Genomic DNA, 12,189 nt, shown 5'->3' on the forward strand with positions numbered 1-12,189 from the left:
CTCATTATTTATATTAGCGGTTTATTAAATTGATCTAAGTTTTGGTTATGCCATAATTTAAAATTTTTACTATTTAAAATGAATAAAATGAATCCGATTTTTAGCTTTAGAGAGCTTCAAAAAACAGCAAAAAACACTACTGGTAATACTACTGAAATTAAAGTTGCAGTATTAGGAAATCATACCACAAACTTTTTTGTTAAGGCTTTAGAAAATCAATTAAAAGTAGCTGGTTTTAATCCATCAATGTTTGAGTCTGATTATGACCAAATAGATATAACTTTAATAGATGGAGATTCTGACTTATATAAATTCAATCCAGAAATCATTGTAGTTTTTGAATCTGTCTTAAAACTAAAAGATAAATTTTACTCTATAAAAGATACTGAAAGTCAATCTGAATTTCATGCATCAGAACAAAATATTATTCAAAATAGGGTATCAAATATTAGAGCAAATGGATCTGATGCTAAAATAGTATATTTCTCTTATGAACTATTAGATGATGAAGTTTATGGAAATCTATTTTCAAAAATTCCACATAGCTTTTATAACAATTTATGGCAACTAAATAATTCAATGATTGAATTTTCTAGAAACGAGCCAGATTTTTACGTATTTGATATCAATAAATACTTAAAAGGTATTGAAGAATATAGAGATTGGACAGCGTTAATAAATTCAGACTTACATTATTCTATTGATACATTCGCCAAATTTAGTCATTATTTAGCGCAATTTTTTAATGCCTTTAAAGGACATTTCAAAAAATGTTTAATTCTAGACTTAGATAATACAACTTGGGGAGGAATTATTGGAGACGATGGTTTAGAAAACATTCAAGTTGGTTCTTTAGGTATAGGTAAAGCGTTTACTAAACTTCAAAAATGGGCTAAACTTTTAAAAGAAAGAGGTGTCATTTTAGCAATATGCTCTAAGAATACAGAAAGTGTTGCAAAAGAACCATTTGAAAAACACAACGAAATGGTGTTAAGGCTTGACGATATTTCAATATTTGTAGCTAATTGGAAAAACAAAGCTGATAATATTAGATATATTCAAGAGGTATTAAATATAGGTTTTGATTCCATGGTTTTTTTAGATGACAATCCTGCAGAACGAGAGATTGTTAGACAAAGTTTACCTGGAGTAACTGTGCCAGAATTACCAAAAGATCCTGCATATTACATTCCATATATAGAAAGTTTAAATTTATTTGAAACTGTATCTTATTCTGCCAACGATAAAGATAGAACATCTCAATACCAGCAAGAAGCTAAGCGAAAAAAATTAATTTCTTCGGTAACAAATATGGATGATTATCTAAAATCTTTAGAAATGGAAGGTAATATAAGTCCATTTAATAATGATGATGTTTCTAGAATAGCACAATTAACACAGCGTTCTAATCAGTTTAATCTTAGAACACAGCGTTATACTGAAAAGGATATTACAGAATTTATGAATTCTGAAAATCATCTAACTTACGCCGTTAAGCTTAAAGATAAGTTTGGTGATTACGGATTAATTTCTGTAATTATACTCGAAAAGAAAAACGACAACTCATACTTTATAGATACTTGGATAATGAGTTGTAGAGTATTAAAACGTGATGTAGAATATTTTGCACTTAATAAAATAGTAAATGATGTTAAAGACAAAGGAATTAACATCATTAATGGTGAATATTTACCTACACCGAAAAACAAGTTAGTTGAAGATTTATTGACTAAACTAACTTTTGAAAACGATACAGAAGAAAATAAATATCTTTTAAATACAACAAATTATAAATCACATAAAAATTATATAGAAAATGAGTAATTATATAGCAGAATTTGAAACCCTTTTTAGAGACGTCTTAGAAAATGATGACATTGTTTTAACAAATGAAACAACAGCTCATGACATTGAAGAATGGGATTCTATTAACCATATTTATTTGGTTGTTGAAATTGAAAAACATTTTAAAATTAAATTTAGTAGTTCTGAAATTTTACAATGGCAAAATGTCGGTGAAATGATACAATCGGTAGAAGCTCAAAAATAAAATCGCATGTTATTTAATTCATTTGAATTTTTTATCTTTTTACCTATAGTTTTTGCTTTATACTGGTTTGTATTAAACAAAAAATTGAGTATTCAGAATGTACTTTTACTAGTAGCTAGTTATGTGTTTTATGGTTGGTGGGACGTTAGGTTTCTATCACTTATAATGCTAAGTACAATTCTCGATTACTTTGTAGGTCTTAAAATACATAATACTGAAGAACCAAAGAAAAGGAAATATTGGCTATGGTTGTCAATGGGTTTTAATTTAGGACTACTTGGGTTTTTTAAGTATTTTAATTTCTTTGTAGATTCATGGATTACTGCTTTCAATTCAATTGGAGTTAAAATGGATCCGTTTTCTTTAAACATTATATTACCTGTTGGTATTTCGTTCTACACGTTTCAAACAATGTCTTACTCATTAGATATTCACAAAAGAAAGTTAGTACCAACTAAAAACTTCGTTGCGTTTGCCACATTCGTTGCATTTTTTCCGCAACTTGTCGCTGGTCCTATTGAGAGAGCCTCTAACCTACTTCCGCAATTTTTAAAACGTAGAAAGTTTGACAATAAGCTTGCCATAGACGGTCTTAGACAAATGCTTTGGGGTTTATTTAAAAAAGTAATAATCGCAGATAATTGTGCACCTTATGTAAATGACATTTTCGCTGATTATAGCGCGCAGTCTAGTGGAACATTAATATTAGGAGTTATAGTATTCGCTTTTCAAATCTATGCCGATTTTAGTGGTTATACTGATATAGCCATTGGTACGGCAAGATTATTTGGGTTCGATTTTAAACGAAATTTCAACTTTCCCTATTTTTCTCGAAACATTTCAGAGTTTTGGAAACGTTGGCATATTTCTTTATCTAGCTGGTTAAATGATTATGTGTTCACGCCATTAGCTATTAACTTTAGAAACTATAAAAAACAAGGCATCTTCGCTGCATTGTTCTTAACCTTTTTAATCTCTGGTTTATGGCATGGCGCAGGTTGGACTTTTATAATTTGGGGAGGATTACATGGTTTGTATTATATACCAGTTATTTTTTCTAAAAAACGATTTACAAGTATTTCTACTAATAAAGGCGGATCTAAAAAACAAGAGTTTGTAATTAGTGATGTACCTAAAATGATTTTAACATTTTTGATGGTATGTCTTACTTATATCTTTTTTAGAGCGGCATCTGTTGCAGATGCGCTTGGATATATAAAAATAATATTTACAGAGCTTCCTAGTTGGCCATCTGGAGTACCTTATAAAAGCATCTTATTTATAATAATATTAATGACAGCAGAATGGTTTCAAAGAGGAAAAGAACACGGACTTCAGTTTAATGAAGACACAAGAGTACCTGTATATCTTCGATGGATTATTTATATCTCTTTAGTGTTATTGATCTTAATATTTAGTGGAGAACAACAACAGTTTATATATTTTCAATTTTAATATAAAATGAAAAATTTCTTAAAAAAACTAAGCTTATTTCTAATTCTGTTTATAGTAATAAACGGAATTATTAATCACATATATGAGAAGGATTCTAATGAAGCTATTGAAAATAAAACTCATAAGAATTATTTAAAATGGAGTGATATTCATAATAATCAAAACACTTACGATTTGGTTGTTATTGGTGCTAGTAGAGCTTATACTGCATTTGACCCCAAGGTTTTAGATACAAATCTCAACTTACAATCGTATAACATGGGTACTTCTGCACAAGACATAGCAGAAAGTTACTATACATTGAAAGAAATTTTAAAATATCAAAAGCCAAAATATGTAGTCTTAGATTTATTTTTTCCAAGCTCAGATGACACACATGATTATTATCAAATATTTTCTAATGCATCCTTTTTTAAAACAAATGACATTAAATACGACCTTGTGACTAAAGGTTATGGAGCATCTGGTATTATTAATTATGCTGTGCCTGTTATTAAATTTAAAAATTATCTAAAACAAGATATTAACGGTTTATTTTCAAGTAATAACGAAATTGAAAAAAAGTCGGTTTGGTATAAAGGCTTTCTACATGATACTACAACAATTACCAATAAAGGACTAAAAAAATTAACACCGATATCAAACTATCAGAATACTACTTTTAATAAGGATCGTTTTGAACTGTTCTTCAATAAAATAAAAACATTGTCTGAAGAGAATGATATAATGTTAATTACTTTACGTACACCATATCCTCCATCAAGATTAGCATTAAATACTGTTGATGATGAAGCAGATTTTTTTACTGAATATATGCAATCGTTAAGTATTCCATTCTTTGATTTAAACACCTATAAAAAGAAAAAATATCAATACGAAGATTTTGACTTTTCAGATTATCACCACCCAAATTATCGTGGTGCTAAAAAAGCCAGTTTACAACTTTCTGAAGCAATAGAAGAAAGTAAATAAAAAAAGAAAAATCTAAATTTAACCCAACCGACAACTCATATGTTTTTTAACTCGATAGAATTTTTTGTATTTCTACCAATTGTATTTGGGCTATACTGGCTTATTGGTGGTAAAAATATAAAACTTCAAAATATTGTTGTTGCAGCTGCCAGTTACGTATTTTACGGGTGGTGGGATTGGAGATTTCTTTCGCTAATCCTTTTTAGTTCTTTAGTGGATTACTCAATAGGTATTGCGTTAGGAAAAAAAGACAAACCATCTACTAGAAAAATTTTACTATGGATTAGTATATGTGTTAATTTAGGATTCTTAGGTTTCTTTAAATATTACAATTTTTTTGTAGACAGCTTGGTGAATTCTTTCACGTTTTTTGGTTCAGATTTAAGTATCAATACACTAAATATTATATTACCTGTAGGTATAAGTTTCTACACGTTTCAAACTCTAAGTTATACTATAGATGTTTACAATAAAAAGCTAGAACCAACTAAAGATTTTGTTGGTTTTATGGCATTTGTTAGTTTTTTTCCGCAGTTAGTTGCAGGTCCTATTGAAAGAGCAACTAATTTATTACCTCAATTTTCTATAGAGCGAAAGTTTGATTATAGAAACGCGGTAGATGGTCTTAGACAAGTACTTTGGGGATTATTCAAGAAAATAGTTATTGCTGATAACTGTGCAAAATATGCTAATATTATTTTTAATAACCATACAGAATATAATGGTAGCACACTCCTACTTGGTGCCTTTTTCTTTGCATTCCAAATTTATGGTGACTTCTCAGGATATTCTGATATTGCCATTGGTATTTCAAGGTTATTTGGTTTTGAATTAAAGCGAAACTTTGCATTTCCATATTTCTCTAGAGATATAGCTGAGTTTTGGAGAAGATGGCATATCTCATTATCAACATGGTTTAGAGACTACTTATACATTCCATTAGGTGGAAGTCGAGGTGGCTTATCTATGAAAATACGTAATACATTTATAATTTTTATTGTCAGTGGTTTTTGGCATGGTGCTAATTGGACCTTTGTAATTTGGGGAGCTTTAAATGCTATATACTTTTTACCTTTATTACTTACTAATAAAAATAGAGTCAATACAAACTTAGTTGCAGAAGGGAAGTATTTTCCAAGCTTAAGAGAGTTTTGGCAAATGGGAGTTACCTTTTTTATAACCTTAATTGCTTGGGTATTTTTTAGAGCAGACAATGTTTCTCACGCTGTATCATATCTTCATCATACTTTTAATACGTCATTATTTTCTTGGGTTCAAATATTTCCGGCAACGATACTAAGTTTAGTACTCTTTTTTATAGCCGTGGAATGGCTTGGCAGATCTAATGAATATGCTATTGCTAAAGTAGATTTTCTAAAAAAACCATTACGTTGGGCATTTTATATTCTACTAATAGTATTAATGTTTGCTTTTACAGGTGAAGAACAACAATTTATATACTTTCAATTTTAAATCATGAAGAAATTCTTAAAAAATATATTAGTATTTTTTCTTCTAGCTTTAATAGTTGGAGAAATTGTCGTTAGAATGACACATACCATGTCAGATATTCCTCAACGTACTATTGATGAGCATGGAATACAAAAGTATTATCCTAATCAAGACGGTTATTGGAAAGGTGGAGACCATAAATGGGACATTAATAAATTGGGTTGGCCAGGCGAATTACCTCAAAGTTACGATAATCTAATTATGGTGATTGGAGATTCGTTTATAGAAAACTTTATGAATCCTAATGAATGTCATCAGTCTGTATTTTTAAAACAGAATTTAGAATCTTATAATTTTATGGAAGCTGGCCGTTCTGGTGTCTCTTTAATTGAGGCTATGGAAATAAGCAAAAACCTAGACTCTTTAAAGCCTGTAAAAACTTTAGTATATGTTAATGACAACGATTTTTATGAAAGCATTGTTGAAGTTAAACCTATGCAAGACATAACACAATTAAATCTTAAAAGTAATACTATTGTTTACGGAGAAATGAAAGCTCCTGTTTTTAAAAAGATATTATACAACTGGAAATTGTTATATTATTTCTATACTCGATTTCCATTAAACAGTACTTCTGACGTCAAAGAAGAACCAGCTATTAAAAAAGTTGAAAATAAATCTGGATTAAAGTCTAAAGCCGAAGTAAGCCAATTAATAGAATACATTATTGAAAACTATAATGTTAGTAACAAAACATTTGTTTTTCATCCTAAGACTAATACTGAAATAATTGAACTATGCAAACAAGCTGGTATCAATATAATTACTTTAGATTCTAGCAAAGATAATAAATCATGGACATTTGATTATGATAGACATTGGACCTGTTATGGACACGAACAAGTGGCCAAACAAATAGCAAATGCGTTATCAAAAAGTTAATATTGAATTTAAGAAATGAAGAGTCAATCTAAAATAAAAATAATGTTTATTCTGCCATCGCTAAGTGCTGGTGGAGCAGAACGTGTTATTTCCTTTGTCTCTCAAAGTATTGATAAAAACAAATTTCAGCCATTACTTGTTGTTGCCGGTTTTGAAAAAGATTCGGCTTACGATGTAAGTAATGTTGATGTCGTTTACCTTAACAAACCAAGAATTCTTACTGCATTACCGTCTATAGTTGGTACAATTAGAAAACACAAACCACAAGTTGTTGTTAGTTCTATTTCTCATGTGAATACAGCCATGTCAATGCTTTCTCCATTTTTTAGAAAAACGAAATTTATAGGTAGAGAAGCTACTGTTTTAAGTAAGAGAAGTAATGAAAAAAAAGCAAGACAATGGTCGCCTCTTCGATTATTACCTAATGGATTTAAAAATTTAGATGCCATTATATGTCAATCTGAAGATATGGCTGAGGATATGATCACTAATTTCAATATCCCAAAAAGCCATATTCACGTTATCAATAATCCTATTTCAAATTTACCTAAGGTAAAACCCACTCAACCGTTTACTGACGTCCGAAAATTTATTACTGTCGGAAGATTAACTGAAGTAAAAGGCCATTTAAGATTATTAGATATTCTTTCTAAATATAAGCAACCCTTTAAATATACCATTGTAGGTAATGGTGGTTTAAAAGATGAAATTTTTCAAAAAGCAAAAGATTTAAACATTTTTAAACACATTGAACATGTTCCTTTCACTAACCAAGTAAATGACTACATCGCGCAACACGATTTATTTTTACAAGGCTCTTTTGTAGAAGGGTTTCCTAACGCATTATTAGAAAGTTGTGTTGTTGGTACGCCTGTTATAGCATTTAAAGCACCAGGTGGCACTAAAGAAATTGTAGAGAATAACGTTAATGGTTATTTGGTAGAAACTGAAGACGAATATCTAGAGAAACTTAAGCTTACTGAGAATTGGAATCCTGAAATCGTTAGAGAATCGGTTTATAAAAAATTTAATAAAGAAGTAATTCTTCAACAATACGAAGCATTATTTACCAATATATTAAAAAAGTAACACTACAATGAAACTAGGTATATTAATATATTCATTATCTGGAGGAGGCGCAGAACGCGTGGTATCTTACTTAGTAACGTATTGTGTAAATAACGATATAGATGTTCATTTAATTTTGATGAATACAACTATAACTTATAACATTCCAGAAAACACCAAAATTCATTATTTAGAAACATCAGAAGGAAATGAAAGCGGTATAAAAAAAGCTTTAAAGATTCCGTTACTAGCTTATAAATACGCTAAACTAGTAAAGAAATTACAATTAACGCATAGCTTAAGTTTTCTGACAAGACCTTCATTTATAAACGTTATTGCTAGTAAATTAACAAGCCATAATTTTAAAGTGATTACAAACGAAAGGGCCTTCCCTAGCCTACAATATAGTTACAAAGGATTTCAATCCTCGTTTAATAAAACATTGATTAAAGCACTTTATAAAAAGTCTGATTTAGTAATATCTAATTCGTATGGAAATGCAGGTGATTTAGTAGATAATTTTGAAGTGCCTTCAGAAAAAATGAAGGTAATTCACAACCCAATAGATTTAAGTAAAATTAAAGATGCTGAACCTAATACAACATTCTTTGATTCAGAAAAATTCAATATTATAACACTCGGTCGTTTAGATATAGGTAAAAATCACGAGATGCTTATTAGAGCTGTGCACAAGTTGCAAAATCCTATATTGCGATTATATATTTTTGGCGTTGGAGATTTAAAAGAAGAATTTGAACTACTTATTGATGAGCTAGATGTAAAGGATCAAGTTTTCTTAATGGGCTTTAATACAAATCCTTATCAATACCTTAAAACTGCTGATTTATTTATATTTGGATCAAACCATGAAGGTTTTCCAAATGTATTATTAGAAGCTATGGCTTGTGGTTTACCTATTCTAACCACAAATTGCCAGTCTGGTCCTAGTGAAATTATGGAACTAGAAACGGTCTTAGATGATATAATGATTACAGATTATGGAATTTTAGTTCCAATTAAAAATACAGACTTAATGGCTAAAGGAATTAACCATTTTGTAGACAATAAAACTTATGCTGACAGCTGTAGAAAAAACAGTAAACATCGAATAAAAGATTTTGAAAAAGACAGCATTTTAAAAAAATATATAGATCTAGTAAATAGCACAACCTAGGCTAATTAGATAAAACGAATTGAAGTATGTGTGGAATAAACGGTATTATAACAAAAACCAATAGAAACAAGGAAGAAATTCTATCTGTTCTTAATGCTATGAATGATTTAATCATACATAGAGGACCAGATCAAGATGGCTTATTTTCTGAAGAAAATGATCAGTTTACTGTTGGTATGGGAATGCGAAGATTATCTATTATTGATTTATCTTCAGGTAAGCAACCAATTTTTTCAGACGATAAACAAATCGTTATTGTTTTTAATGGAGAAATTTATAACTACAAAATTATCAAAGCTAAATTGTTGGCTGAAGGTGTTACGTTTAACACATCAAGTGATACTGAAGTTATACTAAAAGCCTACGAAAAATACGGTGTTGATGCTTTTAAGGAGCTTGATGGTATGTATGGATTTAGTATTTACGATAAAAACATAAACAAACTATTTATCGCACGAGATTTCTTTGGAGAAAAACCTTTGTACTACACACATACTGATAAAGAGTTTATTTGGGCATCAGAATTAAAATCTATTATTAACACCATAGATTTTACTCCTGAAATATCAAAAAAAGGATTGAATCTATATTTTAGATTAACCTATATACCTGCACCTCACACTATTTATGATAATATTTATAAGTTAGAAGCAAATCATTATATAGAGTATGACTTGGCGTCTCACAAAACAACAATTCATAAAATTAATGCAGAGCCTAAGCCAGTTGAGTCTAATATTTCTTTTGAAGACGCAAAAGCTAAAACTAAAGATTTAGTATATAAAAGTGTCGATAGTAGATCAATTGCAGATGTAGGTTTAGGTACGTTTTTATCTGGTGGCGTAGATTCTTCAATAATTTCACTTTGTTTAGCTCAGTCCACAGATAGAAAAATAGATACATTCTCCATTGGCTTTAAAAAAGCATCTTATGATGAAACAGACAAATCTAGAGTTGTAGCAGATATGGTTAATGGTAATCATCATGAATTTATCATTGATGAGGATGACCTTAAAAATAACATACATGAGATTTTAGTTAATTTTGATGAGCCATTTTCAGACACAGCTGCATTACCAACACACTTATTATCAGAAAAAACAAGAGAACACGTTACTGTTGCCTTAACAGGAGATGGTGGTGATGAAGTATTTGGTGGATATAACAAATATTACGTTGGTAAAATGAATAAAAGGTATACTGGTTTAATGCCAAAAGGCCTTCATAAAACAGTTTCTAAATTAAGTAACAAATACCTTATTAATAAGGATGATACGCGTGGTAAGAAATTTCAAATTAATAAAATGTTGAATGCCATTAACTACGATGGCGATTTTTATTGGGATATTATTTCTTTAGCAAACACAAGTAATCAGCTTGCAGAAATTATGTCTCCAGATTTTTATGATTCTAACATTTTTAAAGAATACAAAGACGTTTTAGGAAAACAAAAGATTGAATCTTTAACTGATTTTAGATCTGTAGATAAAATTTTAAGCTTAGAAGGCGGAATGCTTGCTAAAGTAGACAGAACTAGTATGATGACTTCTTTAGAATGTAGAGCACCATTTTTAAATAAAGAATTATGGGAATTTACTAACACTTTGCCAGAAGACTACCTAATGAAAGGCTGGAATAAAAAGCATATATTAAAGGAAGCCTTTAAAGATCAATTCCCTGATGAATTTTTAGAAAAAAGTAAAAGAGGTTTTGGTTCACCTACTGGCGACTGGTTAAGACAAAGTCTTAGAAAAGAAATTGAAAGCTACATTGAGCCAGAACTATTAAAATCTCAAGGTATTTTTAATGTGGACGTGATTACTAAATTAGTTCAAGACCATTTAGATAGTAAAAAAGATAGTACGTTTAGAGTTTGGTCTTATTACTGTTTCCAGAAATGGTATAAGTTCAATTATTTAAAGCAAAAGTAAATCATAATGGAGAAAAAAAGAATATTACTTATAGCATCATTAGATGGTTCTCTCATTAGGTTTAGAGGCGATTTTATCAAAAGTTTAGTTGATACTGGTTTTGAGGTTTTTACTGCTGCACCAGATTATTCAAATGAGTTTAAAGAAAAAATTTCGAACTTAGGAGCTACACCTCTAGAATTTAAGTTACAAAGAACAGGATTAAATCCTTTTAAAGATTTTAAGTCAATATTAGAGTTAAAGTCTTTAATGAAAGACAACAAGATAGATTTAGTTTTCCCATATACTGTAAAGCCTGTAATTTATGGCTCTATGGCTGCTAATATGTGTAAAATCCCTGTGATATCATTAATCACAGGACTTGGATACACCTTTACTGGTTTATCAACAAAAGCAAGAATTTTACAACGATTTAATGAAACATTATATAAGCTATCGATAAGAAAAAATAAAGTTATTGTATTTCAGAATAAGGATGACCACCAATTGTTTGTAGATAGAAAAGTAATTTCAAAAAATCAAACTGTAGATTTCGTTAGTGGTTCTGGTGTTAATCTCGATCAATTCTCCTTTAAAGAAAAGAATGCCACAGATAAAGTCAGTTTCTTATTAGTTGCAAGATTAATAAAAGAAAAGGGTATTGCCTTATATATGGAAGCTGCTAAGATTTTAAAAGCAAAATACCCTAAGGCTGAATTTCACTTAATTGGTGTGCCCGAAACGTCCCCTTCTGCTATTAGTTTAGATGAGATTAATGATCTTCATAAGAACGAAATTATTGTTTTTCATGGACCACAAACTAACATTCCCGAACATTTAAATGCTAGAGATATTTTTGTATTACCAAGCTATTACCGAGAAGGTTTACCAAGAACAACTTTAGAAGCCTGTGCTTGTGGTAATCCAATAATCACAACCGATTCAGTAGGTTGTAGAGAATCTGTAAAAGAAGGTATTAACGGTTTTTTAATAGAGCCGCAAAGTTTAAAAGCTCTAATTGAGCCCATGGAATTCTTTATTACCAATCCTGAAAAAATTAAGGAAATGGGAATAAATAGTAGAAAATATGCTGAAGAACGCTTTGATGTGAATATCATAAACAATGATTTAATCACACTAATAAAGCGAGAGCTTAAAATGTAATT

General features: G+C 29.8%; 10 protein-coding genes. All 10 read left to right on the plus strand.

The window, feature by feature from the left end; translation table 11 throughout:
* Positions 1-87: 87 nt before the first annotated feature.
* The 10 genes from Q0891_RS06990 to Q0891_RS07035 are packed head-to-tail and all read left to right on the plus strand — an operon-like array spanning position 88 to position 12,187.
* A complete protein-coding gene (locus tag Q0891_RS06990) occupies positions 88-1,824 on the plus strand; it encodes an HAD family hydrolase (RefSeq protein WP_299100138.1) in 1,737 nt (578 codons plus the stop codon).
* Positions 1,817-2,050 carry an acyl carrier protein gene (locus Q0891_RS06995; RefSeq protein ID WP_299100140.1) on the plus strand — a complete coding sequence of 78 codons (234 nt, stop codon included), beginning with the start codon at positions 1,817-1,819 and terminating at the stop codon, positions 2,048-2,050. Before Q0891_RS06990 ends, Q0891_RS06995 begins: the two co-directional genes overlap by 8 nt.
* 6 nt (positions 2,051-2,056) lie before the next feature.
* Complete coding sequence (locus Q0891_RS07000) at positions 2,057-3,505, plus strand: MBOAT family O-acyltransferase (RefSeq protein WP_299100142.1); 1,449 nt, start codon at positions 2,057-2,059, stop codon at positions 3,503-3,505.
* Positions 3,506-3,511: 6 nt separating this feature from the next.
* Complete coding sequence (locus Q0891_RS07005; protein WP_299100144.1) at positions 3,512-4,477, plus strand: hypothetical protein; 966 nt, start codon at positions 3,512-3,514, stop codon at positions 4,475-4,477.
* Between the two features lie 39 nt (positions 4,478-4,516).
* Positions 4,517-5,950, plus strand: a complete 1,434-nt coding sequence (locus Q0891_RS07010; protein ID WP_299100146.1) for an MBOAT family O-acyltransferase — start codon at positions 4,517-4,519, stop codon at positions 5,948-5,950.
* A gap of 3 nt (positions 5,951-5,953) precedes the next feature.
* Positions 5,954-6,871: a hypothetical protein gene (locus tag Q0891_RS07015; RefSeq protein WP_299100148.1), complete on the plus strand. Its 918-nt coding sequence runs from the start codon at positions 5,954-5,956 to the stop codon at positions 6,869-6,871.
* 15 nt (positions 6,872-6,886) lie between these two features.
* On the plus strand, positions 6,887-7,960 hold the full coding sequence (locus Q0891_RS07020; RefSeq protein ID WP_299100150.1) for a glycosyltransferase: 1,074 nt from the start codon (positions 6,887-6,889) through the stop codon (positions 7,958-7,960).
* Positions 7,961-7,967: 7 nt separating this feature from the next.
* Positions 7,968-9,113: a glycosyltransferase gene (locus Q0891_RS07025; protein WP_299100152.1), complete on the plus strand. Its 1,146-nt coding sequence runs from the start codon at positions 7,968-7,970 to the stop codon at positions 9,111-9,113.
* Positions 9,114-9,139: 26 nt separating this feature from the next.
* Entirely contained in the window at positions 9,140-11,044 is a 1,905-nt protein-coding gene (gene asnB, locus Q0891_RS07030) for an asparagine synthase (glutamine-hydrolyzing) (protein ID WP_299100154.1), read from the plus strand.
* A gap of 6 nt (positions 11,045-11,050) precedes the next feature.
* Positions 11,051-12,187, plus strand: a complete 1,137-nt coding sequence (locus Q0891_RS07035; RefSeq protein ID WP_299100156.1) for a glycosyltransferase family 4 protein — start codon at positions 11,051-11,053, stop codon at positions 12,185-12,187.
* The last annotated feature ends 2 nt before the right edge of the window (positions 12,188-12,189 follow it).

Origin of the sequence: uncultured Winogradskyella sp., assembly GCF_947498005.1 — a bacterium.
Classification (GTDB): domain Bacteria; phylum Bacteroidota; class Bacteroidia; order Flavobacteriales; family Flavobacteriaceae; genus Winogradskyella.

Excerpts from the sequence above, each read along its gene's own strand:
- Q0891_RS07025 (WP_299100152.1), top strand. The coding sequence starts at position 7,968 with ATGAAACTAGGTATATTAATATATTCATTATCTGGAGGAGGCGCAGAA.
- Q0891_RS07035 (WP_299100156.1), top strand. The coding sequence starts at position 11,051 with ATGGAGAAAAAAAGAATATTACTTATAGCATCATTAGATGGTTCTCTC.
- Q0891_RS06995 (WP_299100140.1), top strand. The coding sequence starts at position 1,817 with ATGAGTAATTATATAGCAGAATTTGAAACCCTTTTTAGAGACGTCTTA.
- Q0891_RS07010 (WP_299100146.1), top strand. The coding sequence starts at position 4,517 with ATGTTTTTTAACTCGATAGAATTTTTTGTATTTCTACCAATTGTATTT.
- Q0891_RS07020 (WP_299100150.1), top strand. The coding sequence starts at position 6,887 with ATGAAGAGTCAATCTAAAATAAAAATAATGTTTATTCTGCCATCGCTA.
- asnB (WP_299100154.1), top strand. The coding sequence starts at position 9,140 with ATGTGTGGAATAAACGGTATTATAACAAAAACCAATAGAAACAAGGAA.
- Q0891_RS07005 (WP_299100144.1), top strand. The coding sequence starts at position 3,512 with ATGAAAAATTTCTTAAAAAAACTAAGCTTATTTCTAATTCTGTTTATA.
- Q0891_RS07015 (WP_299100148.1), top strand. The coding sequence starts at position 5,954 with ATGAAGAAATTCTTAAAAAATATATTAGTATTTTTTCTTCTAGCTTTA.
- Q0891_RS07000 (WP_299100142.1), top strand. The coding sequence starts at position 2,057 with ATGTTATTTAATTCATTTGAATTTTTTATCTTTTTACCTATAGTTTTT.
- Q0891_RS06990 (WP_299100138.1), top strand. The coding sequence starts at position 88 with ATGAATCCGATTTTTAGCTTTAGAGAGCTTCAAAAAACAGCAAAAAAC.